The organism is Methylobacterium sp. Leaf88 (assembly GCF_001422795.1).
GTDB lineage: Bacteria > Pseudomonadota > Alphaproteobacteria > Rhizobiales > Beijerinckiaceae > Methylobacterium.
In genome coordinates this window covers 262,165-285,732 of the sequence record NZ_LMMK01000001.1, presented here as the reverse complement: position 1 = coordinate 285,732, position 23,568 = coordinate 262,165, and the positions used below count along the sequence as shown (strand labels likewise).

25 protein-coding genes are annotated in these 23,568 nt (G+C 70.6%); 15 read left to right on the top strand and 10 right to left on the bottom strand.

All coding sequences use genetic code 11. From position 1 onward, the window contains the following. The first annotated feature begins 356 nt into the window (after positions 1-356). From rpmI to ASF20_RS01155, 6 genes are all read left to right on the top strand, one after another. Positions 357-560, top strand: a complete 204-nt coding sequence (rpmI, locus tag ASF20_RS01180) for a 50S ribosomal protein L35 (protein ID WP_018044555.1) — start codon at positions 357-359, stop codon at positions 558-560. 48 nt (positions 561-608) lie between these two features. Then, a complete protein-coding gene (gene rplT, locus ASF20_RS01175; RefSeq protein WP_055955353.1) occupies positions 609-980 on the top strand; it encodes a 50S ribosomal protein L20 in 372 nt (123 codons plus the stop codon). A gap of 229 nt (positions 981-1,209) precedes the next feature. Further along, positions 1,210-2,292 (top strand): phenylalanine--tRNA ligase subunit alpha, encoded by a 1,083-nt coding sequence (gene pheS, locus ASF20_RS01170; RefSeq protein WP_056269937.1) that lies wholly within the window; start codon positions 1,210-1,212, stop codon positions 2,290-2,292. 106 nt (positions 2,293-2,398) lie between these two features. Further along, complete coding sequence (gene pheT / locus ASF20_RS01165) at positions 2,399-4,822, top strand: phenylalanine--tRNA ligase subunit beta (RefSeq protein WP_056269934.1); 2,424 nt, start codon at positions 2,399-2,401, stop codon at positions 4,820-4,822. 15 nt (positions 4,823-4,837) lie between these two features. Beyond that, positions 4,838-5,680: a DUF1186 domain-containing protein gene (locus tag ASF20_RS01160; protein ID WP_056269932.1), complete on the top strand. Its 843-nt coding sequence runs from the start codon at positions 4,838-4,840 to the stop codon at positions 5,678-5,680. A gap of 346 nt (positions 5,681-6,026) precedes the next feature. After that, positions 6,027-6,794 (top strand): Bax inhibitor-1/YccA family protein, encoded by a 768-nt coding sequence (locus tag ASF20_RS01155; RefSeq protein ID WP_056216778.1) that lies wholly within the window; start codon positions 6,027-6,029, stop codon positions 6,792-6,794. Between the two features lie 104 nt (positions 6,795-6,898). On the opposite strand, the gene ASF20_RS01150 is transcribed toward ASF20_RS01155, so the two are convergent. Next, positions 6,899-7,273 (bottom strand): DUF2794 domain-containing protein, encoded by a 375-nt coding sequence (locus tag ASF20_RS01150; RefSeq protein WP_056216782.1) that lies wholly within the window; start codon positions 7,271-7,273, stop codon positions 6,899-6,901. 425 nt (positions 7,274-7,698) lie between these two features. Between ASF20_RS01150 and ASF20_RS01145 the strand changes: the two genes are divergently transcribed. From ASF20_RS01145 to ASF20_RS01135, 3 genes are all read left to right on the top strand, one after another. Then, positions 7,699-7,971 (top strand): hypothetical protein, encoded by a 273-nt coding sequence (locus ASF20_RS01145; RefSeq protein WP_056269930.1) that lies wholly within the window; start codon positions 7,699-7,701, stop codon positions 7,969-7,971. A 237-nt stretch (positions 7,972-8,208) separates the two neighbouring features. Continuing rightward, a complete protein-coding gene (gene bluB / locus ASF20_RS01140; protein WP_244472608.1) occupies positions 8,209-8,841 on the top strand; it encodes a 5,6-dimethylbenzimidazole synthase in 633 nt (210 codons plus the stop codon). 195 nt (positions 8,842-9,036) lie between these two features. After that, positions 9,037-9,567, top strand: coding sequence for a L,D-transpeptidase (locus tag ASF20_RS01135; protein WP_056269927.1), 531 nt, complete (start codon positions 9,037-9,039; stop codon positions 9,565-9,567). A gap of 117 nt (positions 9,568-9,684) precedes the next feature. On the opposite strand, the gene ASF20_RS01130 is transcribed toward ASF20_RS01135, so the two are convergent. Together ASF20_RS01130 and ASF20_RS01125 are read right to left on the bottom strand one after the other, a co-directional pair. Then, entirely contained in the window at positions 9,685-9,993 is a 309-nt protein-coding gene (locus ASF20_RS01130; protein ID WP_056216795.1) for a cupin domain-containing protein, read from the bottom strand. Between the two features lie 176 nt (positions 9,994-10,169). Then, the gene (locus tag ASF20_RS01125; protein WP_056216798.1) at positions 10,170-10,397 is read right to left on the bottom strand and encodes a DUF1674 domain-containing protein; all 228 of its coding nucleotides are present in this window, start codon (positions 10,395-10,397) and stop codon (positions 10,170-10,172) included. Positions 10,398-10,480: 83 nt separating this feature from the next. Here ASF20_RS01125 and ASF20_RS01120 point away from each other — a divergent pair, with 83 nt between their 5' ends. The 3 genes from ASF20_RS01120 to ASF20_RS25220 all read left to right on the top strand — a co-directional run bounded on the left by ASF20_RS01120 (position 10,481) and on the right by ASF20_RS25220 (position 13,230). Further along, a complete protein-coding gene (locus ASF20_RS01120) occupies positions 10,481-11,851 on the top strand; it encodes an RsmB/NOP family class I SAM-dependent RNA methyltransferase (RefSeq protein ID WP_056269923.1) in 1,371 nt (456 codons plus the stop codon). Between the two features lie 3 nt (positions 11,852-11,854). After that, a complete protein-coding gene (locus ASF20_RS01115) occupies positions 11,855-13,015 on the top strand; it encodes a hypothetical protein (RefSeq protein WP_348271538.1) in 1,161 nt (386 codons plus the stop codon). A gap of 80 nt (positions 13,016-13,095) precedes the next feature. Next, positions 13,096-13,230: a hypothetical protein gene (locus tag ASF20_RS25220; RefSeq protein WP_274534736.1), complete on the top strand. Its 135-nt coding sequence runs from the start codon at positions 13,096-13,098 to the stop codon at positions 13,228-13,230. Between the two features lie 14 nt (positions 13,231-13,244). On the opposite strand, the gene glp is transcribed toward ASF20_RS25220, so the two are convergent. The 7 genes from glp to ASF20_RS01080 all read right to left on the bottom strand — a co-directional run bounded on the left by glp (position 13,245) and on the right by ASF20_RS01080 (position 21,058). Beyond that, positions 13,245-14,462, bottom strand: a complete 1,218-nt coding sequence (gene glp, locus ASF20_RS01110; protein ID WP_056269921.1) for a gephyrin-like molybdotransferase Glp — start codon at positions 14,460-14,462, stop codon at positions 13,245-13,247. 35 nt (positions 14,463-14,497) lie between these two features. After that, entirely contained in the window at positions 14,498-14,983 is a 486-nt protein-coding gene (gene moaC / locus ASF20_RS01105; RefSeq protein WP_056216808.1) for a cyclic pyranopterin monophosphate synthase MoaC, read from the bottom strand. A 10-nt stretch (positions 14,984-14,993) separates the two neighbouring features. Continuing rightward, positions 14,994-15,845 carry an indole-3-glycerol phosphate synthase TrpC gene (gene trpC, locus ASF20_RS01100; RefSeq protein WP_056269917.1) on the bottom strand — a complete coding sequence of 284 codons (852 nt, stop codon included), beginning with the start codon at positions 15,843-15,845 and terminating at the stop codon, positions 14,994-14,996. A gap of 9 nt (positions 15,846-15,854) precedes the next feature. Further along, positions 15,855-16,880 (bottom strand): anthranilate phosphoribosyltransferase, encoded by a 1,026-nt coding sequence (gene trpD, locus ASF20_RS01095; RefSeq protein ID WP_056269914.1) that lies wholly within the window; start codon positions 16,878-16,880, stop codon positions 15,855-15,857. 64 nt (positions 16,881-16,944) lie between these two features. Then, positions 16,945-17,559: an aminodeoxychorismate/anthranilate synthase component II gene (locus ASF20_RS01090; RefSeq protein WP_056216817.1), complete on the bottom strand. Its 615-nt coding sequence runs from the start codon at positions 17,557-17,559 to the stop codon at positions 16,945-16,947. A gap of 63 nt (positions 17,560-17,622) precedes the next feature. After that, positions 17,623-19,146, bottom strand: coding sequence for an anthranilate synthase component I (gene trpE, locus ASF20_RS01085; protein WP_056269911.1), 1,524 nt, complete (start codon positions 19,144-19,146; stop codon positions 17,623-17,625). A gap of 7 nt (positions 19,147-19,153) precedes the next feature. Next, positions 19,154-21,058: a peptidylprolyl isomerase gene (locus ASF20_RS01080; RefSeq protein ID WP_056269908.1), complete on the bottom strand. Its 1,905-nt coding sequence runs from the start codon at positions 21,056-21,058 to the stop codon at positions 19,154-19,156. A 176-nt stretch (positions 21,059-21,234) separates the two neighbouring features. On the opposite strand from ASF20_RS01080, the gene tpiA reads away from it, so the two are divergent. From tpiA to secG, 3 genes are all read left to right on the top strand, one after another. After that, positions 21,235-21,999, top strand: coding sequence for a triose-phosphate isomerase (tpiA, locus tag ASF20_RS01075; protein WP_056269904.1), 765 nt, complete (start codon positions 21,235-21,237; stop codon positions 21,997-21,999). 80 nt (positions 22,000-22,079) lie between these two features. Then, a complete protein-coding gene (locus ASF20_RS01070; RefSeq protein ID WP_056269901.1) occupies positions 22,080-22,838 on the top strand; it encodes a GNAT family N-acetyltransferase in 759 nt (252 codons plus the stop codon). Positions 22,839-23,046: 208 nt separating this feature from the next. Continuing rightward, a complete protein-coding gene (gene secG, locus ASF20_RS01065) occupies positions 23,047-23,487 on the top strand; it encodes a preprotein translocase subunit SecG (protein ID WP_056269897.1) in 441 nt (146 codons plus the stop codon). Positions 23,488-23,568: the final 81 nt, after the last annotated feature.

Sequence of the window (23,568 nt, the reverse complement as noted above, 5' to 3'; positions counted from 1 at the left end):
GGACTCGAACCCGCGACCTCCGGCGTGACAGGCCGGCACTCTAACCGACTGAGCTACGCCCGCTTGACGTCCCGCCCCGTTTCCGGCGGTGTCGGGGGTGTAGGTTCAGCGCCCGGGGCTGTCAAGCAATCCCCGAGCGCATTCGGCCGGGAATTTCCGGTCCCGCCTCGGTCGCGCGATGGAGCCCCGAGAGGCGGCATTGAAACCGCGTCGCTTTTCTGTCATAGCCCCCTCGCGTTGAACCGCCCGGCCGATCGGGCTGCCGTGGCGGTTCGTGCTGCTCCATCAGAAGCATCAACCGAGCGCATCTCTTCGATCCAGCCGGATCGGAGCCGCTGCGCGTTCAGGAGAGCCAAATGCCCAAGCTGAAAACCAAGTCGGGCGCGAAGAAGCGCTTCAAGATCACCGGCACCGGCAAGGTCATGTATGCCCAGGCCGGCAAGCGCCACGGGATGATCAAGCGGACGACGAAGCAGATCCGCAACCTGCGCGGCACCACCACCCTGTTCGAGGGCGATGCTGCCAACGTGAAGAAGTACTTCCTGCCCAACAGCCGGTAAGCCTTCACGACGCCGACACTGCTTTTTTCGTAATCCAGGAGAACTCCCATGGCCCGCGTCAAGCGCGGCGTGACCAGTCACGCGAAGCACAAGAAAGTCCTCAAGGCCGCCCGTGGTTATTACGGCCGCCGCAAGAACACGATCCGGATCGCCAAGCAGGCGGTCGAGAAGGGCATGCAGTATGCCTACCGCGATCGGAAGAACAAGAAGCGCACGTTCCGCGCCCTCTGGATCCAGCGCCTCAACGCCGCGGTCCGTGAGCATGGCCTGACCTATTCGCGCTTTATCAACGGCCTGTCGAAGTCCGGCATCGAGGTGGACCGCAAGGCCCTCTCGGAGCTCGCCATCCACGAGCCCGCCTCCTTCGCCGCCGTGGTCGAGCTGGCCAAGGCCGCCCTCCCGGCAGCCAAGGCCGCTTGAGTTAAGGCCGCCTGAGGCGAGCCCGGCTCGCCCAAGCCGGGCGCTCTTCTTCACGAAAGGCGCGGCGCCCCCGGGGAGCCGCGCCTTTCGTCTTTGTGCCCGACGATCCGGGGTTTTTGGCCCCCGGCCGCTTGCGTTGCGGCCGGGGACCGGGAAAACCCTCGCCCCGATGCCGATCGAGCCCGCCCGGTCCCGCGAGGGGCGGCGCCGCAGCCGGTGAGTGGAACCGATGACTGATCTCGACACCCTCGAAGGCGACCTGCACCGTCAGGTCGCGGACGCCGTCGACGAGGCCGCCCTCGACGCCGTGCGCGTTGCGGCGCTCGGCAAGAAGGGGTCGGTCTCCGAACTCCTGAAGACCCTCGGGGCGATGACCCCCGACGAGCGTAAGGCGCGCGGCCCCCTCATCAATGGCCTGCGCGACCGGGTGCAGGGCGCGCTCATGGCCCGGCGGGACGCCCTGGCGGAAGCGGCCCTCGCCGCCCGCCTCGCGGCCGAGCGCATCGACGTGACCCTGCCGGTGCGCGAGGCGCCGGAGGTGCGCGGCCGCGTCCACCCGATCAGCCAGGTCATGGACGAGATCACGGCGATCTTCGCCGACATGGGCTTCTCGGTGGCGGAAGGGCCCGACATCGAGACCGACGACTACAACTTCACCGCCCTCAACTTTCCGCCCGGCCACCCGGCGCGAGAGATGCACGACACCTTCTTCCTGGCCCCCGACCGCAACGGCCAGCGCAAGGTGCTGCGCACCCACACCTCGCCGGTGCAGATCCGGACCATGCGGTCGCAGCAGCCGCCGATCCGGGTGATCTGCCCGGGCCGGACCTATCGGCACGATTCCGACCAGACCCACACGCCGATGTTCCATCAGGTCGAGGGGCTGGTGATCGACAAGGCGGCCAACATCGCCAACCTGAAATGGGTGCTGGAGGAGTTCTGCCGCACCTTCTTCGAGGTCGAGGCGGTGAAGATGCGCTTCCGCCCGTCGTTCTTCCCCTTCACCGAGCCCTCCGCGGAGGTGGACATCCAGTGCTCGCGCAAGGGCGGCGAGATCCGTTTCGGCGAGGGCACGGACTGGCTCGAGATCCTCGGCTGCGGCATGGTCCACCCCAACGTGCTGCGCAATTGCGGCCTCGATCCCGACAGCGTCCAGGGCTTCGCCTTCGGCGTCGGCATCGACCGGATCGCGATGCTGAAGTACGGGATGCCGGACCTGCGCCCCTTCTTCGAGGCGGACGTGCGCTGGCTCGACCATTACGGCTTCCGGCCCCTCGACATCCCGAGCCTGGTGGCCGGGCTGACGGGCTGATCCCCGGCTTTCGCGCGCCGGCCCCGGCCGGACGAGACCTTTTCTTTCCTGTTCGGCGCCGGCATCCCGCCCACCTGGGAGCCTCGGACGCCAGGGGATTCAAGCGATGAAACTCACCCTCTCCTGGCTCAAGGATCACCTCGACACCGAGGCGTCCCTCGACACCGTGGCCGAGACCCTGACGCGGATCGGGCTCGAGGTCGAAGGCATCGAGGACAAGGCCGCCAGCCTGAAGCCTTTCGTGATCGCCCGCGTGCTCACCGCCGAGCCGCACCCGAACGCGGACCGCCTGCGCGTCTGCACGGTGGACGCCGGCACCGGACAGCCCGTGCAGGTGGTGTGCGGCGCGCCCAACGCCCGCGCCGGGATGAAGACGGTGTTCGCCCCCCCGGGCACCTACGTGCCCGGCCTCGACAAGACCCTGGCGGTGGGCACCATCCGGGGCGTCGAGAGCCTCGGCATGCTGTGCTCGGGCGCCGAGCTCGGCCTCGGCGACGAGGCCAGCGGCATCCTCGACCTGCCCGCGGATGCGCCCACGGGCCAGCCCTACGCCCTTTACGCCAAGCTCGACGACCCGGTGGTGGAGATCAACCTCACCCCGAACCGGCCCGACTGCACCGCCATCCACGGCATCGCCCGCGACCTCGCGGCGACCGGCCTCGGCGATCTCAAGCGCCCGCCCCAGCCGCCGGTGCGCGGGGAGGGCGCCTGCCCGGTGCCCGTCACCCTCGATTTCGCGGCGCCCGACGCGGGCCTCTGCCCCTACTTCACCCTGCGCCTCGTGCGCGGCGTCAAGAACGGCCCCTCGCCGGACTGGATGCAGGCGCGCCTGCGAGCGCTCGGCCTGCGCCCGATCAACGCGCTCGTGGACATCACGAACTACCTGACCTTCGACCGCGGCCGGCCCCTCCACGTCTTCGACGCCGCCAAGGTGGCGGGCGGCCTCGTGGTCCGCCGCGCCCGCGACGGCGAGACCCTGAAGGCCCTCGACGGCAAGACCTACGCGCTGACCGGCGACACCGTCGTCATCGCCGACGACAAGGGCGTCGAGTCCATCGGCGGCATCATCGGCGGCGAGGCCTCGGGCTGCGACGACGGGACCACCGACGTGCTCATCGAATCGGCCCTGTGGGACCCGGTGAACATCGCCCAGTCCGGCCGCCGCCTCGGAATCATCACCGACGCCCGCTACCGCTTCGAGCGCGGCGTCGATCCGGCCTTCACCCTGCCGGGCCTCGACCTCGCCACCCGCCTGGTCCTGGAGATCTGCGACGGCAGCCCGAGCCAGCCCGTGATCATGGGCGAGCCGCCCCAGACCGAGCGCGTCATCGACTTCCCCTGGACCGAGACCCGGCGTCTCGCCGGGATCGAGCTCTCCCGAGCCGAGATGAAGGTCACGCTGGAGGCCCTCGGCTTCCACGTCGCTGGCTCGGGCGACCGGGTGAAGGTGCTCACCCCCTCCTGGCGGCCGGACGTCGAGGGCAAGGCCGATCTCGTCGAGGAGATCATCCGCATCGCCGGCCTCGACCGCATCGAGCCCAAGCCCCTGCCGCGCATCGAGGCGGCGGTGGGCAAGCCGGTGCTGACCGTGTTGCAGAAGCGCACGCGCCTCGCCAAGCGGGCGCTGGCCAGCCGCGGCCTCGTCGAGGCCGTGACCTGGTCGTTCATTCCGCACGACGACGCGATCCTGTTCGGCGGCGGGGGCGCCGACCTCGCCCTGGCCAACCCGATCGCGGCCGATCTCTCCGACATGCGCCCGAGCCTCGTGCCCGGCCTGTTGCGCGCCGCCCAGCGCAACGCCGACCGCGGCAGCCCGGACGTCGCCCTGTTCGAGGTCGGCCAGTGCTTCGCCACCGATCAGCCGGAGGGGCAGACCATCCGGGCCGCCGCCATCCGCCGCGGCACCGCCACCCAGGCGGGCGCGGGCCGGCACTGGGACGGACGCACCGACGGCGTCGATGCCTTCGACGCCAAGGCCGACGCCCTGGCCCTGCTCGCCGCCTTCGGCATTCCCACCGGCGGCCTGCAGGTCGTGGCCGGCGGCCCGGACTGGCTGCATCCCGGCCGTTCCGGCACCCTGCAGTTCGGCCCCAAGAACCCGGTCGGGTTCTTTGGCGAGGTCCATCCCCGCGTGATGAAGGCCCTCGACCTCAAGGGCCAGCTCGTCGCCTTCGAGATCACCCTCGACGCGGTGCCCCTGCCGAAATACCGTCCCACCAAGGTCAAGCCGGCGCTGGCCCTGTCGGACTTCCAGCCGATCTCCCGCGACTTCGCCTTCGTGGTCGGCCGCGACGTGGCGGCCGGGGACGTGGTCAAGGCCGCGCAGGCCGCCGAGCGCAAGCTCATCGCCGGCATCGACGTGTTCGACCTCTACGAGGGCGTCGGCATTCCGGAGGGCGCGAAGTCGGTGGCGATCGCGGTCCGCCTTCAGCCGGTGGACCGAACCCTCACCGATGCGGAGATCGAGGCCGTCAGCGCCCGGATCGTCGCCGAGGTCGCGCGCAAGACCGGGGCGACCCTTCGCTCCTGACAGGAGAGACCACCCATGCTCGATGCGGACCTCGTCGCCGCCCTCTCGGCCGCCAAGTACCTCCCGGCGCCCGAGATGCGCGCGGCCCTGGCGGAGCCGGATCGCATCGCCGACGCGGTGCTCGCGGTCCTCGATCGGGCCGCCCGGGAGCCGGACCTGGAGGAGGCCGAGGCCGACCTCCTGTTCTGGGGCCTGCACGTCCTCGCCGCGGCCCGGGACAGCCGGGTCTACCGGCCGCTGATCCGGCTGCTCGCCCTGGACGGCGAGACCCTCGACATCCTCCTCGGCGATGCGGTGACGACGACCCTGACCCGGATCCTCGTCAGCGTCTTCGACGGGGACGCGGCTCCCCTCGGCGCCCTGCTGGTCGACAGCACCGTCGACGACGCCGTGCGGAACGAGGCCTTCGCCGCCCTGGCCTACCTGACTCAGACCGGCCGCATCCCGCCGCAGGAGACCCACGACCTCCTGGTCCGCTTCGACGACAAGCGGGCCGCCGTCGAGGGCGACCTCGCCTGGGCCGGCTGGGAGGAGGCGATCGCCCTCCTGGGCCTGCGCGACCTGGGGGGGCGCGTCCTCGCCGCCCGCCGGGACGGGCGGCTCACCGAGTCGAACAGCGACCCGACCTGGTTCCCCAGGGCCCTGCGCGAGGCGGAGGCGGAGGGCGACGACCTCGGCCGCTTCGATCCCCTGCGCTTCGGCCCCCTCGAAGACCCCCTGGCGGACCTCGCCTGGACGGCGGAGGGCTTTGGCCAGCCGGTGCGCAATCCCCTGAAGCACGTCGGCCGCAACGACCCGTGCCCCTGCGGCAGCGGCAAGAAGTTCAAGAAATGCTGCCTCGATAAGGCCGTCGCCTGACGGGGGCTCGCGGAGCGGATGGCGCCGCTCCGCCGGGTGCCCCGCGACCACGCGGGCGCGCCGCTGCGGTCCGGTCCGGTGCAAGAACGGAACCCGGAAATCCACCTTGGTTAATCCCGGGCCCGCGCAATGCTCGCATGGTCAGGCCCCTTTTTAATCCCTGCCGGATCGAACAAAATACCAGCATAGCCCGGTGCGATTCCGGCGTTTCAGCCTGGGCCGGCCCTTGTGCGGGGCAGCGTGACCGAACATATTTCGCCCTGAGGCGTCGCTTGGCGCCAAGAGGTCCTGTGCGTGAGCCTCATTCCGAAATCACACGCTGAGAGAGCTTCCAAGGGAAACTCCCATGGCATTCGATAACAGCCCCTTCCGGTATGGCGCCCAGCCGACCGGGTACGCCGGCAGCCAGGTCGAGATCGACCAGGGCCTGCGGACCTTCATGCTCGGCGTCTACAACAACATGGTCATCGGCCTCGGGATCTCCGGTCTCGTGGCGCTCGGCCTCAACATGGCCGCCGTCGCGCAGACGGCGACCGGCCGCGTCGCCCTGACGCCGTTCGGCCAGTTGCTCTACACCAGCCCGCTGAAGTGGGTCGTCATGCTGGCGCCGCTCGCCTTCATCTTCATCTTCTCGATGCGGATGGAACGGATGTCCGCGGCCTCGGCGCGCCTGACCTTCTTCGCCTTCGCGGCGGTGATGGGCGCCTCGATGTCCTCGCTCCTGCTCGTCTTCACGGGCGCGAGCGTGGTGCGGGTGTTCTTCATCACGGCGGCGACCTTCGGCGGTCTCAGCCTCTACGGCTACAGCACCAAGCGCAGCCTGTCGGGCATGGGCTCGTTCCTGATCATGGGCCTGATTGGCCTCATCATCGCCTCGCTGGTGAACATCTTCCTCGCCTCTTCGGCGCTTCAGTTCGCGATCTCGGTGATCGGCGTGCTGATCTTCGCGGGCCTCACCGCCTACGACACGCAGAAGCTCAAGGAGATGTTCCTCTACAGCGGCGCCGATGCCGAGGGTGCGGCCAAGTTGTCGGTGAACGGTGCCCTGACCCTGTACCTGGACTTCATCAACATGTTCCAGATGCTGCTCTCGCTCCTCGGCGACCGTCGCTGAGCGAACCCGGTCTCTCGGAGGCGTGACGAAAAGGCCCCGGCGGGACACCGCCGGGGCCTTTTTCATGGGCTAAGTGCCGGGGCCCGGTCGCCACGCGGGCGCGATCACACCGCCCGCAGCGGTGGCTCCAGGACGGCCAGGACGCGGGCGAGGTCGGTGCCGCGCTTCATCACGAGGCCGGAGGCCGCCACCACGGCGTAGGCGCCCTGGCGCCGGGCGAGCTTGGGGTCTTTCTCGACTCGGTAGAGGGGCATCTCGGAGCTGCGCCGGTAGATCGAAAACACCGCCTTGTCGCGCCGGAAATCGAGGGCGTAGTCGCGCCACTCGCCCTGCGACACCATCCGCCCGTAGAGGTTGAAGAGAACGCGCAGCTCCGCGCGGTCGAAGGCGATCTGGGGCTGCACCGGCGCGGTCGGGAAGGGGATGACCCGGGCGGCGGCCTCGGGCGATCGCGAATCGGCACCGGTTCTCTCGCTCATCGTCACTCCTGTCCCGGACTGGTCCCTCATGATGGTGCTGGGCTCTCCTCGCGGCAAGGGCGGCAGCTCCCGCTCGGCACGGACACACATCACCACGATTTCGCCGCCATGAGGCCCAGCGTCGGCCTTGATGGAGAGTGACACCTGTGGCCGAAACTTCGTCGATCCCGTTCCGGCGCGGCGTCCGATCTCCACGGCTCCCCAGCTCTTCGGACGGCGCCCGATTCGGCGGGACCGGCACTCTAGAGGTTTCGAGACCCAAGGACTTCAGGCCGCCTCTTCGGAGCGCGGCCCTTTTTTTGGCCCGCGCCCGCGGAACGGATGCCGGCGCGGGCCCGTCCCTCGGTGATCTACCCGACAGAACCCGCGATCCTGCGAGGCACTTCTCCACAAATTAGCCGAGGCGAGGACAGCGAGGCACCCGAGTGGCGCGCTATTATTTCGACATTCACGACGGCCGCGCGTTCGTCCCGGATCCGATCGGCCAGGATTGCGTCGACGCCGACCATGTCCGCCGCGAAGCGATGCGTGCCTTGCCGGAGATCGCGCGGGACGCGATCCCCCAGCGCGGGGCCGATGCCCAGGCCTTCAAGGTCGTCGTTCGCAACACGGACAGCGCGGCGGTCTACACCGCGACCCTGACCTTCTCGGGCTCGTGGGTGAGCCCCGGGGAGCGGCCGGACGAGCCTACGCCGTGAGGGCCGGATGCCGGCCGGCGGCGGCTTCGTCGCCCTGGCGCCGGTGCCGAGGAGGCGGCCGGAGCGTCGGATCCCGGCAGGTCTCGTGCGGCAGGTTTCGTGCGGCAGGTCTCGTGTGGCAGGTCTCGTGTGGCAGGTCTCGCCCGACAGATCTTGCGTGACAGAACTTGCGCGAAAACTCTGCCGCGCGGAGAAACTCCGTCTATGAAGGGGTGAATTTACCGCCGGGGACGGGTCGTGGTCAGCTTCGATGCCGAGTTTCGCCAGACGCTCGCGACCCTGTTCGCCTGGCGCCGCGACGTGCGCCGGTTCCGGACCGATCCGGTGGACGAGGCGCTGCTGCGCGGCTGCCTCGATCTCGCGTGCTTCAGTCCGTCCGTCGGCAACAGCCAGCCCTGGCGCTTCGTGCGGGTCGCGGAGCCGGCGCGCCGGGCCCGGGTGCTCGCCAGCTTCGAGCGCTGCAACGCCGCCGCCGCCGAGGCCTACGCGGCCGAGCAGCGGGAGGCCTATGTCCGCCTGAAGCTCGCCGGCCTGCGCGAGGCCCCGGTCCATCTCGCGGTGTTCTGCGACGAGGCCACCGCCACCGGGCACGGCCTTGGGCGCGCGACCATGCCGGAGATGCTGCGCTACTCCGTGGTTACAGCCGTCCAGACCTTCTGGCTCGCCGCCCGGGCCCATGGCCTCGGCGTGGGCTGGGTCTCCATTCTCGAGCCCGGCACGGTCTGCGAGATCCTGGAGGTGCCCTGCACCTGGAGCCTCGTCGCCTATCTCTGCGTCGGCTTTCCCGTGGAGGAACACGAGGACCCGGAACTCGTACGCCATGGCTGGCAGCAGCGCCTGGGCACCGGAATGCCCCTGATCGAGCGCTGACCCTCCGGGACCTGACAGAGTCAAGGAAGTCCGAAGGCGAAGCGCGAGCTTTGTTGGGATTTCGCGGGCCGTGCTTTACCGCGCTGCCGGAATCCTGCGTATTGTCCGCGCTCCTCTGCTTCGTTTTACCGGAACGAGAACCTGCCTGCGCGCTTGATGCTCGGGCAAACGGTCACGCTTTCGGAGAGACAGGTCATGGTTCGGCACGGCACGGTTCACCCTCGCGCAGGGGCTGCGGCGGTCCTTGGCGCTGCCCTCGGGGCGTCTCTCCTGGGGGCACCCGCCCAGGCCCGGGAGGTCGTGGCCTTCCACGACGGCGTGATGCCGGGCTCGATCATCGTGCGCACCACCGAGCGCCGGCTCTACCTCGTCAACGGCGACGGCACCGCGATCCGCTACCCCGTCGCGGTCGGCAAGCCCGGCAAGCAGTGGAGCGGCGCCACCCAGATCGACGGCAAGTATGTGGAGCCGGCCTGGTCGCCGCCGCGGGAGGTCAAGCGCGACAACCCCCGTCTGCCCGCCGTCATCGCCGGCGGCTCGCCCTCCAACCCGATGGGCGTCGCGGCGATGACCCTGGCCGGCGGCGAGTACGCCATTCACGGCACCAACCGGCCGAGCTCGATCGGCACCTACGCGTCCTACGGCTGCATCCGGATGTACAACCAGGACATCGCCGACCTCTACGAACGCGTCTCGGTGGGCACGCAGGTCTACGTCACCCGCTAGCGTTCGTTGGGAATCGGGGGAAACCGGTTATCCCGAAAAGAAAAACGGCAAGACAGGGCTCTCGGACCGGACACCCGCGCGACCTCGACACGACCGCGCGGGTCTTCCATGGGGTTGTTAGCGCGCCGGCGGCGCTGTCGCTTCGACGGCCGTGAAGGCCTCGAGGATACGGTAGGTATGCTCGGCGCCCTCCGGCACCAGCCAGGAATCGCCGGGCTCGAGCAGCACCGTCTCGCCCTCGACGATCAGCTCCGCCCGGCCGGCGATCACGTAGCCGACCGTCTCGTAGGGGCGCTTGGCCATGGGCTTGTCGGCGCTGGGTGCTTCGTCGCGCCACATCCGCATCGCGACCACCTGCCCGCGGGCCAGTGCGACCTCGCCGTGCGGACCCGCGCCCGCAGTCTTGCTCGAAACCTTGATCGCCATCGTCGTGCTCCTTGGCGTGTGTCCGTGGCCGGAACAACGGGAGGGGATCGCCGCCGTTCCGGCGACGAAACGCCCTCGGAGTTTGTCAGGGATCAGTGGAAACCGGTGATCCCTGAACGACGAACGACGAGAAGGGCTTCGCGGGTCCGTCAGGTTCGGGATGAACCCGACAGAGTCTAGAAGTCGACGGCGATGCCCTTGATCTCCCAGTCGTCGTAGCGCACCGGCTCCAGGCCGCCCCGGCCCTGTCGCTCCCGCTTCGCCGCGATCGCGGCGGCATGGGCATCGATCGCCGCCCGCCGCTCCGCCGCCTCCGCCAGTGCCCGCGCCGCCTCCGGCGTCAGGGCCCGGCCCTCGGCCGGAGCCTCATCCGCAGCGTTTTCCGTCGGTTCCGGGCTGGTCATGGCTTGCATCTCGGTGTCACGGGTGGAAGGGCATCGCAGGGAGGCCCGCCGTGCGCGGGCTCATGCTTCAGGAAGTGGCACTCATGGCGACACGCCGCAACACGGATGCGCCGACGGCGCCGATCGATCGCGGCGTCGCCGGGCTGGCCGCCCGTCAGGTCGCGCACAGCGCGGTGGCCGACCTCATCGGCAAGACCCGCGGCTTCGCCCTCGAGGATGCCCTGGCGCAGGCCAGCCGGAACGCAGGCCTCGACGCCGCCGATGCGGGCCTCGCCCGCGCCATAGCCACCGCGACCTTCCGGCGCCTCGGCTTCCTCCGCCGGGTGCTCGCCGCCCGCATGTCGCAGGGGCTACCCGAGGACCAGCCACGCCTCGTGGCGCTCCTGGCCACCGGCGCCGTGCAGATCCTCGATCTGAACGTCCCCGACCACGCCGCCGTCGACCTCGGCGTGCGCCTCGCCAAGGCCGATCCGCAACTCCAGCACCTGTCCGGCCTCGTGAATGCGGTCCTGCGCCGGATCGTGCGCGAGCGGTCCGAGATCGTGGCCGATCCCGGCGATCCCCTGGCCGACAACACCCCGGACTGGCTCGCCCGGCGCTGGCGCGCCGCCTACGGCGAGGAGACGGCCCGCGCCATCGCGGCGGCGCATCTCCAGGGCGCGGCCCTCGACATCACGGTGCGGGGCTCGGCGGCCGAATGGGCGGAACGCCTCGGCGGCGTGGCCCTGCCGACCGGCAGCGTGCGCCTGCACGACGTCCACGCCGCCGTCGCGGACCTGCCGGGCTATGCCGAGGGCCAGTGGTGGGTGCAGGACGCCGCCGCGGCCCTGCCGGCCCGGCTCCTCGCCGTCCGCCCCGGCGAGCGGGTCGCCGATCTCTGTGCCGCCCCCGGCGGCAAGACCGCACAGCTCGCCGCTGCGGGGGCGTCCGTGCTCGCCGTGGACCGGTCGAGCCCTCGTTTGGAGCGCCTGTCGCAGAATTTCGCCCGGCTCGGATTGGAGGCGGAGATCCGGGTCGGCGATGCCCTGGCGCTGACCGACGACGGGGCCTTCGATGCCGTTCTCCTGGATGCGCCCTGCTCGGCCACCGGTACCCTGCGGCGGCACCCCGACGTGGCCTGGACCAAGACCGAGAGCGACATCAGTCGCCTGATCGGCCTGCAGAAACGCCTGTTCGACAAGGCCGCCGCCCTGGTGCGCCCCGGCGGACGCCTCGTCTACTGCACCTGCTCCCTGGAGCGGGAGGAGGGGGAGTATCAGGTCGCGACCTTCCTGACCCGCAACCCGGATTTTGAGCGGGTCCCCGTCGAGGCCTCCGAACTCGGTGGCCTGTCGGAGCCGATCGATGCCGCCGGAGACCTGCGGACCCTGCCCGCCCACCTCCACGGCACCACACCGGATCGAAGCGGCGGTCTCGACGGCTTCTTCGCAAGCCGGCTGCGCCGAAAGACCTGAGCGATGGGCTCGCTCCGGCTCGGCGGCGCCCGTCACGGAGCGGCACCGGTCCTGTTCCTGCTGGGATCGCTCGCCGTCGGGGCCATGCCCGCCCGGGCGCAGGTGGATCTCCGCATCCTGCCGCCGAAGCCGGCCTACGTGCGCAATCCCACCTGTGCGCCGGTGGCGACCAGCATCCCCTTCGCGGAGCACGAGGGGACACGCGATGTCGGATTGTCGCCATCGCCGCGTGAGATGCCGCTGAATCAGGGCGAGAGCGCGATCTGCTTCGCCTACGCCACCGCCGACATGATTTCGCATCGGCTGGGGCGCCAGATCGCCCCCCTCGATGTCGCCACGAAATACTACTTCGTAGATCCCGAGCGCCTGACGGCCATCCCGGCCCTGCGCCGACACCTGAAGGCACACCCGAACTGGCGCGCCGACATCGCCTGGAGCCGCAACGCCGCCGAAATGTCGCCGGCCGGCAACCCGAAGCTGCTGCCCTACTTCGACAAGATCGAGGGCGGCGAGGAGGATACGGCCGCGCTCCTCTACAACATCGGCGGCTTCTGCGAGGATCGCGATCTGCCCTCCAACGACGGCTATCGCTACGCGGCGTCGACCCTGCATCGCCTGCGCTATCGCAGCCGCCTGGCGCCCCGGCCGATGAGCTTCCGCAGCCTCGCCGGCACGGTCCCCCATCTTCGCCACCCTCAGACCGATACCTTCAATGCGGGCTGGATCGCGCATGTGGACGCACGCTGCCGACGGGTCGGCCTGCCCGTGCCTCTGCTTCCGGTGTCTTATCGGCTGGCAGCCAATCAGGCCGAGTTCGTGGAGATGCGGGATTCGGGGACGCCCCCGAGCCCGCGGGCGATCAGCCGGATCCTGGCGATGATCGATTACGCCCTGGACCACGGTCGCGTGCCCACCATCGGCTACAGCTGGTACCTGCTAGAGGATCGCGATCCCAAGGACCCGGATCTCCACGCGGATCACGCCAGTCCGGTCATCGGGCGGCGAAACGTCGGCGGTCGCTGCCAATATCGGGTGCAGGACAACACCGGCGAATACTGCGCCCGTATGCGACCCGGCATGCGCGAGGCCTGCGAGAACGGCCGCGTCTGGGTCGACGAGGAGGCCCTGCGCCGGACCCTCTACAGTGTCACGTACCTGCGCTGAGCCGCGACGCGAGTCCGTCACCGGCAAGGAAACCAACGACAGGCTGGGCCGTTACTTCGTTAACCACGAGGGAGCCGATCATGTCGTCACGCTGGATGACCCTGCAGGACATCGCCGATTCGCGCAGCATCAGTCTCGACCAGGCGCGTGTCTGGGTGGATGCCGTGCATTGCCCGCGGGTCTTCCGCGCCGACGCCACGCTCTACCTCGTCTAGGTCCAGCCGAGACGTCAGAGGCGCCGGTCGAGCCTCAGGATGCAGCAGGGCTCCCCGGCCCTGGCAGCCGGGGCATGGGGCGCGCGGATCAGCAGCGCTTCGGCCGCTCCCAGGACGAAGAGCATCGAGGAATCCTGGCGGTTCTCGGGGTAGACCACCGGGAGCCGGTCGGGTGCCGTCTCGATCCGCGACCGGAGATAATCCTGGCGCAGGTCGTTGTCAGACAGGTCGCAGCCCAGGATCGCCGGCTCGGACAGGTCCGCCGACGCCCGCGGATCGCCCAGCAATGCGCGGATCGCCGGAACCACGAACAGCAATCCGCACACCACCGAAGCCACGGGGTTGCCCGGAAGGCCGAGAACGGCCATCCGGCCGAGGCGCCCGTGCATCAGGGGTTTTCCGGGCCGGAGCGCAACCCGCCAGAATCCGAGTTCCAGGCCGCGGGTCCGCAGGGCCGATTGCACGAGGTCGTGGTCGCCGACCGAGGCCCCGCCCAGCGTGATCAGGAGATCCGCGTCGGCCGAAACCGCCCGGAGGATCGCATCGTCCAGGTCCGCGAGGGTGTCGCCGGCGATTCCGAGATCGATGGCCTCCGCGCCCGCCTCCCGAACCAGGGCCGCGACGGCCAGCCCGTTCGAGGCGACGATCTGGTCCCATCGCGCCGGTTGCCCGGGGGCCACCAACTCGTCCCCCGTGGCGAGGATGGCCACCCGTGGGCGCCGCCGGACGCAGAGTTGGCCGTGGCCTCCGGCGGCCGCGAGGGCGATGCGGCGCGGATCTAGCGCGTCTCCGGCGGCGAGCAGGCGATCGTCCACGCGGAAATCGAGACCGCTCGGGCGGATGAAGCGGCCCGCGGGCACGGAGTCCCGCCCGGTCACGCCGTCGGATGTCGCCTCGGCGTTCTCCTGGATCAGGATCGCGTCGGCCCCCTCCGGCACCGGCGCACCGGTGAAGATCCGCACGGCCTCACCGGGTCCCACCACACCGGCGAAACCGTGCCCGGCGGCACTGGTCCCGATGAGCCGCAGGGTGGCGGGCGCGTCCGCGAGGTCGGCGCTGCGGACCGCGTAACCGTCCATGGCCGAGGCGGGGAAAGGCGGTTGCGTCCGGGTGGCCCGCACCTCCGCCGCCAGCGTACGCCCGGCGGCCTGCCCGATCGCGACGGTCTCCGTCTCGACCGGACCCGGAATGCCTTCGAGAACCCGCGAGAGCGCCTCGGCGACCGGGATCATGCCCGCGGACCCCGTCCGTTTCGGAGGCCCGCCGCTCAAGCGCGATCCTCGGCGCGGTAGGCCCCGGAGCGACCGCCATCCTTGGCGAGCAGCCGGATGCCCTCGATCCGCATGCCGCGATCGGCCGCCTTCACCATGTCGTAGATGGTCAGACAGGCCACCGAGACCGCGGTCAGCGCCTCCATCTCGACGCCGGTCGGCCCCAGCACCTTCACCTCCGCCGTCACCCGAAGGCCCGGAAGGCCGTCGTCGGGCTCGCAATCGACGCGCACCTTCGAGAGCAGGAGGGGATGGCAGAGGGGGATGAGCTCGTGGGTGCGCTTCGCGGCCATGATGCCGGCGAGCCGCGCCGTGCCGATGACGTCGCCCTTCTTGGCGTCGCCCTCGCGGATCAGCCGCAGGGTTTCGGGCAGCATGACCACGAGCCCGGTCGCGCGGGCGGTGCGGGTGGTCGCGTCCTTCTCGGACACGTCGACCATGTTGGCCGCGCCGGACGCGTCGAGGTGAGTGAGTTCGGCCATCGTCGCGTCCTCAGGCCTGGGCGTCGCCGAACAGCAGGCGCCGGGTGGCCGCCGTCACGTCGGCCTCGCGCATCAGGCTCTCGCCGACCAGGATGGTGTCGAGGCCGGCCGCCGCGAGCCGGACCACGTCGGCATGGCCCGCGATGCCGCTCTCGGCCACGGCGATCCGGTCGGCCGGCACGCCCGCGGCGAGGCGGATCGCGGTCTCGAACGAGACCTCGAAGGTCTTCAGGTTGCGGTTGTTGATGCCCACCAGCCGGGTGCCGAGGGGCAGGGCCCGCGCCAACTCCTCGGTGTCGTGGACCTCGACCAGCACGTCCATGCCGAGGTCGTGCGCGGTCTCCACCAGGGCGGCGGCCTCGTCGTCCTCGAGGCAGGCCATGATGACCAGGATGCAGTCGGCGCCCCAGGCCCGCGCCTCGAACACCTGGTAGGGCTCGAACAGGAAGTCCTTGCGCAGGACTGGAAGGGCGCAGGCGGCGCGCGCCTCGGTGAGGTATTCGGGCCTGCCCTGGAACGAGGGCGTGTCGGTGAGCACCGAGAGGCAGGTGGCGCCGCCGGCCTCGTAGGCGGCGGCGAGGACGGCCGGGTCGAAGTCCGCGCGGATCAGGCCCTTGGAGGGCGAGGCCTTCTTCACCTCGGCGATCAGGGCCGGGCGCTTCTGCGCGATATGCGCCGCGATGGCCTCGGCGAAGCCTCGCGGCGGCGTGACGTCGGCGATGCGCTTCTCGAGCTTGGTCTGCGGCACCCGCAGCTTCGCCTCGGCGATCTCACGCCGCTTGTAGGTCTCGATGCGGGCCAGCACGTCCTTGCGCTCGGTGGACGCGGTCTCGGGGACGGACCCGGATTTGGGCTCGGACATGACGGGCTTTCAGGCGTTCGAGCGACGGTTCGAGAGACGGACCAGCGTCCGGAGTGTGGCACGCGCGGCGCCGCTGTCGAGGGCCTGGCCGGCCCGGACGACACCCTCCGCCAGGGTGCCGGCGGCCTCCGCCACCACCAGGGCGGCCCCCGCGTTGAGGACGGCGATGTCGCGATAGGCGTTGCGCGCCCCATCCAGCACCCCGGCCAGGGCGGCGGCGTTGTGCTCCGGGTCGCCGCCCCGCAGGGCTTCCAGCCCATGGAGCGGCAGGCCGACCTCGCGCGGATCGATGGTGAAGCGCGAGATCCGGCCGTCCGTCAGCGCCACCACGGCGGTGGGGCCGGTCACGGTGATCTCGTCGAGGCCGTCGCTGCCGTGCACGGTCCAGACCCGGTCGCTGCCGAGTTCCGCCAGGACGCCGGTCAGCGGCTCGGCCCAGGCCGGCGACGAGACGCCGAAGAGCTGGCGCCGCACGCCGGCCGGGTTCGCCAGCGGGCCCAGCATGTTGAAGATCGTCCGCATCGGAAGTTCGGCCCGCACCGGGGCCACGTGGCGCATGGCGGCGTGGTGGGTCTGGGCGAACATGAAGCACAGGCCCGCCTCGGCGAGGCACAGGCTCAGTTCGTCCGGCGCGAGGCCGATGCGCACGCCGAGGGCCGTGAGCACGTCGGCGGCGCCGGAGCGCGAGGTGGCGGCCCGGTTGCCGTGCTTGGCCACCGGCACGCCGCAGGCGGCGGTGATGATCGCCGCCAGGGTCGAGACGTTGTAGCTGCCCGAATGGTCGCCGCCGGTGCCGACCACGTCGACGGCGTCCGCGACGCCGGGCACCGGCAGCATCCGCGCCCGCATGGCCTCGACGGCACCGACGATCTCCTCCGGGGCCTCGCCGCGGACCTTCAGCGCCGTCAGGAAGGCGCTGGCCTGAACCGGCGTGACCTCGCCCGAGAGCAGATCGTCGAAGGCCTGCCGCGCCTCGGCACGGTCCAGGCCCGCGCCGGTGGCGACCTTGGCGAGGAGGGGCTTGAAGGATTCCATGTGGCTCGGGCGTGACGGTCCGGCACGGAGAACCGGATTGATTCCAGACAGGCGACGTAACCCGTCAATGCACGCCGTCGCGGCCCTTGTCACGCGCCGCATTCCACGTGGCCGCGATGTCCAGGAAATTCCGCAGGATCTGCGATCCGTGATGCGACAGGATGCTTTCGGGGTGGAACTGCACGCCGTGGACGGGCCGATGGGCATGCTGAAGGCCCATGATCAGGCCGTCGGCCTCGGCCGTGACGGTGAGATCGGTCGGGCAGCCGCCCCGCTCCACCACCAGGGAATGGTAGCGGGTGGCGTCGAACGGCCCGTTCAGCCCCCGGAAGATGCCCGACGCCCGATGCTGGATGCTGGAGACCTTGCCGTGCATCGGCGTCGGCGCCCGCACCACGTCGCCGCCGAAGGCCTGCCCGATGGCCTGGAGCCCGAGGCAGACGCCGAAGATCGGGATCTCGGTCGAGAGGTCCTTGACCACGTCGAGGCAGATGCCGGCCTCGTTCGGCGAACAGGGTCCCGGCGACAGCACCACGGCGTCGGGCCGGCGCGCGCGGATCTCCTGCGTGGTGATGGCGTCGTTGCGCACCACGTCGATCGAACCGCAGAGGGGGCCGATCAGGTGGACGAGATTCCAGGTGAAGGAATCGTAATTGTCGATGACGAGGACGTCGGACATTGGAGCTTCGCGCGCAGGCATGACGGCGGTGTGGCGCGAGTCCGGCGACCCGTCAACCGGGCGCTACTGTCCCCGCCGGGCCCGGCTCGCGAACACCACCGCATCCTCGGCCGCGCGGAACAGGGCCTTGGCCTTGTTGACGCATTCCTGCTGTTCGGAGGCCGGATCGGAATCGTAGACGATGCCGGCACCGGCCTGGACGTGCATGCGGCCGTCCTTCACCAGGGCGGTGCGCAGCACGATGCAGGTGTCCATCTCGCCGCGCGCGCCGAAATAGCCGATGCAGCCGCCGTAGGGACCGCGCTTCTCGCGCTCGAGTTCGTCGATGATCTCCATGGCCCGCACCTTCGGGGCACCGGAGACGGTTCCGGCCGGAAAGCCGGCGGCGAGGGCCGCGAGGGCATCGTGCTTGGGGTCGAGGTCGCCCTCGACGTTCGAGACGATGTGCATGACCTGGCTGTAGAACTCGAGGAAGAACGAACCCGTGACCGTGACGCTGCCGATGCGCGCGACGCGGCCGACATCGTTGCGGCCGAGGTCGAGCAGCATGAGGTGCTCGGAGCGCTCCTTGGGATCGGCCAGCAGTTCCTCGGCCAGCGCCTTGTCCTCGGCCGGTGTCGCGCCGCGCCGGCGCGTCCCGGCGATCGGCCGGATGGTAACGCGCCCGTCACGGACCCGCACCAGGATCTCGGGCGACGAGCAGACGAGCTGGAAATCCTCGAAGTCGAGGTAGCACAGGAACGGGGCCGGGTTGGTCCGGCGCAGCGAGCGGTAGAGGGCGAGGGCCGGCAGGGTGAAGGGCGCCTCGAAGCGCTGCGAGAGCACGACCTGGAAGACGTCGCCGGCGACGATGTACTCCTTGGCCCGGGCGACCATTCCCAGGTACGCTTCGGGTGTCGTGTTCGAGACCGGCTCGGGATGCGCGATCGCGTGCGGGTCGATACGGGCCTCGACGGGGAGGGGGCCTTCGAGGATCTCGGCCACCCGCTCCAGCCGACCCAACGTCGCCTCGTAGGCGGCGCGTGCGCCGATTCCGGCGGTCGGGCGCACCGGGCCGACCACGGTGATCAGGTCGCGCACCGAGTCGAAGACCACCATCACGCGCGGTCGCACGAGGATCGCGTCCGGCACCCCGAGCGGATCGGGGTTCGGGCGTCCGAGGGTTTCCATGGCCCGGACCATGTCGTAGCCGAGGTAGCCGAACAGGCCCGCCGCCATCGGCGGCAGCACATCCGTGTCGCTCTCCGCGCCGATCGCGCTCTCGGCGATCAGGGCCCGCAGGCTCGCCAGGGGCGCAGCCGCCTCGGGCGTGAACACCGACAGGTCGGGACCGCGCGCGATCTCCGCCCGGCCGTCGCGGCAGCGCCAGGCCAGGTCGGGGTCGAGCCCGATCATCGAGTAGCGTCCGCGCACGACGCCCCCCTCGACGGATTCGAGCAGGAAGGCGGTGCCGGGGTGCTCGGCCCGCAGCTTCAGGAAGGCGGCGACGGGCGTCTCGAGATCCGCCACCAGGGTGAGGTTCAGGAGGGCGGGACGGCCCGCCTCGTAGGCGTCGACGAAGGCCGTGAAGGCGGGGTCCTCGGACATCGTCGGCTCAGTACTCGCCGCCGCCGATCGCCCGGCGGAAGGCCGCCTGGTTGATGGTCACGCCCACCGAGGTCTGCACGTCGCCGATGTACTGACCCAGGACATCGTCGGCGATGGTGGGCTGGAAACGCTTGCCGATCGCCTCGTCCTCCGGCGAGCCGGGAACGAAGGCCGGCATCGTCGCGGCCGTGACCTTGAACAGGGCGCGGCTCTCGCCGGCCTCTGCGGAAGCCGACTTGTCGACGGCCGTCGCGAAGACGCGGTTGACAACCTCGGCCGTCAGATCGCCCTGGGCCTGGTTGCGGGCCAGGTCGGTCAGGCTCTGGACGGTCAGGCCCGCTTCCGCGGCGACGGCCTCGACGGTCTCGCCCTTGTCGAGGCGCGCCGACAGCGCCTTGGCCTTCGCCAGCAGCCGGCTCTGGACTTCGGCGGCGCGCCAGCGGGCGACGACCTCGTCGCGCACCTCATCCAGCGGCTTGTCGTGGGCGCGGTCGACCCCAGTCACGTCGTACCAGATGTATCCCCCGGTCTTGGTGCGCAGGGGCTCGTTGTCGCCACCCATCTCGGCCCGGAACAGGGCGGTCAGGGTGGTGTCGCGATCCGGGATGCCCTCGACGGTCCTGCCGGCGGGATCGAGGCCCTGCGCGGTGACGGCCGGAATGGTCTGGAGCGGCAGGTCGCGCTCCTTGGCGATGTCGGCCAGGGGCTTCGAATTGGCGCGCTGGTCCTCGATCGCGTCGTGGGCCGCGTCGATGCCGCTGTTGGCGCGCTCCAGGGCGATGGTCTTGGCGATGTCCGCGGAGACCTCGGCCAGCGGTTTCACCGTTCCCGGCTCGATGGCGGTGACGCGCAGGAGGACGGTGCCGAAGCGGCCCTTCACCGGTGCGCTGACCGTGTTCAGGGGCAGGGCGAAGGCGGCGTCCGCCACGGCGGGATCGAACAGCTCCGCCTTGGAGAGCGTCCCGAGGGAGAGGTTCTTGGCATCGGCGCCGGTCTCGGCGGCGGCCGCCTCGAACGGTTTGTCGCCGGCTTCGATCGCCGTCCGGGCCGCCTCGGCGGCAGCCTGATCGGGATACACGATCTGCTGGATCGTGCGACGCTCCGGCGTCCCGTACCGCGCCTTCTCGGAATCGTAGCGCTTGGCGATGTCCTCGGCGGTCACGGCCTCGGGCTTGGCCATCGCCTGCGGGTCGAGGACCAGCAGGGTGACGGCGCGGGCTTCCGGCGCGCGGAAGGCGAACTTGTTGTCCTCGTAATACGCCTTGACCGCATCCTCGGAGGGCGCCGGGATCTCACCGGCCACGGAGGGCGGCAGCATCATCAGAGCGACCGAACGGCGCTCGGTGGTGTAGCGGTGCACCGCCTCGCGCAGGGCCTCGGGGACATGCAGGTCGGCCGCGACCGCCTCGGCGAGCTGCAGGCGGGCGGCGACCGAGCGCTGCTCGCGCACAAAGGTGGCCTCGTTGATGCCGGCGCGCTGAAGCGTCTGGTAGAAGAGGGCGGGATCGAACTTGCCGTCGGCGCCCTGGAAGCTCTTCTCCTCCTGGATCGCGCGCAGCACGGCCGCGTCGGGGATGCTCAGGCCGAGGGCGGCGGTCTGCTGGTCGAGGGAGGCTTCGCTGACGAGCTGCGCAAGCACCTGGCGGTCGATGCCGAGGGCCCGGGCCTGATCGGGCGTCAGGGTGCGGCGGGTCTGGCTCTGGTAGCGCTGGAGCTGATTCTGATAGGCGCTGCGCACCGTTTCGGCGGAGATCTGCGCCCGGCCCACGGTGGCCACGCTGGTGGACGAGCCCGCGCGGAAGAATTCCTCGACGCCGAAGATCGCCACGCCGGCGATCAGGAAGGTGAAGACCACCGTGAGGATGATCTTGCCGAGCCAGTGCTGGCTGGCCTTGCGCATGTTCTGCAGCATCGAACGTCCGGGCACCTGTCGCGTGGGCGCCGGAAGCGCCCGTCATTCCTGGGAAGGTCGCCCGCGATAGACCATCCGTGCTGTCACCGCAAAGGGCGTTCGCGGTTTGCGCCCATCCTGAGGCTCTGTTAGGGCCGGCGCGACCGCGAAGCGAAGCCTTAGCAGCGAGGGACGGGATGACGAAGTCGGGGCGACGGCCGCTGGTTGCCGGCAACTGGAAGATGAACGGCCTGCGCAGCTCGGTCGCCGTCGTGGAAGCCGTCCGCAACGGCCTGACCGCCGCCCTGCTCGACACGGTCGACGTGCTCATCTGCCCGCCCTCCACGCTGATCGCCTCCTGCGTGGCCGCCGCCTACGGCTCGCGGATCGCCATCGGCGGCCAGAATCTCCACGCCAAGCCGAACGGCGCCTTCACCGGCAGCATCTCGGCGGAGATGCTGGCCGATCTCGGAGCCTCCTACGTCATCGTCGGCCATTCCGAGCGCCGGGCCTACCACCACGAGACCGACGATGGCGTGCACGCCAAGGCGCTGGCCGCCCGCCGCGCGGGCCTCTGCGGCATCATCTGCGTCGGCGAGACGAAGGAGGAGCGCGAGGAGGGCCGGACCCTCGACATCGTGCGCGCGCAGCTCGCGATCGGCGTGCCGAAGGGAGCCACCGCCAAGGACACGGTCATCGCCTACGAGCCGGTCTGGGCGATCGGCACCGGCCTGACGCCGACCCCGGCCGACATCGCCGAGGTCCATGCCTCGCTGCGCGAGATGCTCGGCCAACTCATCGGCGCCGAGGCCCAGGCGGTGCGCATCCTCTATGGCGGCTCGGTCAAGCCGAGCAACGCCCGCGAGCTGATGGCGGTGGACAACGTCGACGGCGCGCTGGTCGGCGGCGCCAGCCTGGTCGCCGACGACTTCCTCGGCATCGCCCGCGCCTACCTGCGCTAGGGATCGAGCCGAAAAATCCCATTTCGTTCGGATTCGGTCCCGGGGTTTCGGCGGGAGTGACCCATGGTTCGTCGGCGGACATGATCCGGCAATCGGACGCGGATCGGGCCTGGGCCGTCGAGGAGGCCTGCCGCAACGCCCGGCCGTCGCCGCTGGAGATCGGCCTCGGCGGCTGGATCCTGCGGGCCTCGGGCGGTCCGACCCGTCGGACGAACTCCCTCAATCCCCTGCGCGGCTGGCGCGACGATCCCGCCCGCATCGTCGCGGAGGCCGAGAGCCTCTACCGGAACCTCGGTCGCCCGCTGATCGTCCGGGTCCCGGATCTCGCGCCCGAGATGGATGTCCTGCTCGACGGTCTCGGCTATCGGTCCGAGGGCGAGGCCTGCACGCTCTTCGCCGAGCTTCCGCCGGACGACCGCGACGGGGCGGAGGGCGTCGCCCTCGACAATGCCCCGGACGCGGCGTGGCTGGCGGCGCGGGCCGCCTGCGAGGGCGTGGTGTCCGAGGTCGCCCTGCGGACCTACCACGACTCGATCGCGTGTCTGATCCTGCCCCGGATGTTCGCGCGGCGGATCGAGGCGGACCGGACGGTGGCCGTCGCCTACGGCGTCCTGCATCGCGGGATCCTCGTGTTCGAATCCGTCGCGACGCACCCGTCCCATCGCCGGGCGGGCCATGCGCGCAGCCTGATCCTGGCCCTGATGGCCTGGGCCCGGCGGGAGGGGGCGACCGGGGCCTGCCTGCAGGTGGTCGCCGAGAATGCGCCGGCGCGCGCCCTCTATGCCGGGCTCGGGTTCTCGCGCAGCCTCTACGGCTATCGCTACCGCCGCCGGGACTAGGGCTGCCTCCGCGATAACTCCGGGGTTCGAAGGACTGCCGCGCCGGCCGACGCGGTGCCGAAGCATCGGTCCGGTTGGCGCGCGGGGCCATCTGGTGTATGGCCCCGCGGATATGTCGGCGGCGCCAGGACTCACCGGCCCGTAACGCATTCGTGCCCGGGTCTCTCCTCGGAACCGGCGCGCGGATGATGAAGCTTCCGGAAACCCGATGCAGACCGTTCTGATCTCGATCCATCTCATCGTCGTCCTCGGCCTCATCGCCGTGGTCCTTCTCCAGCGCTCCGAGGGCGGTCTCGGTCTCGGCGGCGGCGGGAGCGGCGGCGTGGCGGGTTTCATGACGGGGCGCGGACAGGCCAACGCCTTGACCCGCGCGACGGCCATCCTCGCCGCCCTGTTCTTCACCACCAGCATGGCGCTCGCGATCCTGTCGCATCGGAGTGCGGCCCCGCGCTCGATCCTGGAAGGAACCGGGACCAGCCAGCCCGCGACCCAGCCGAATGCCGGCAACCTGCTCGACACCCTGCGGGGTCAGAGCGGCACCCAGCCCGGGACTCCGGCGAGTGGGACTTCGGCGCCCGGCACCCCGGCGCAGGTGCCCGAGACCGCGCCGGCCCAGCCGGCCGTGCCGCAGGCCCCGCAGTCGCGCTGATCGGCCGGTCGATGTCCCGACGGAGGGGGCCTTCGACCGAGACGTGACCGCGGCGAGGTCGCCGGGCCCGGTCGGGTCGAG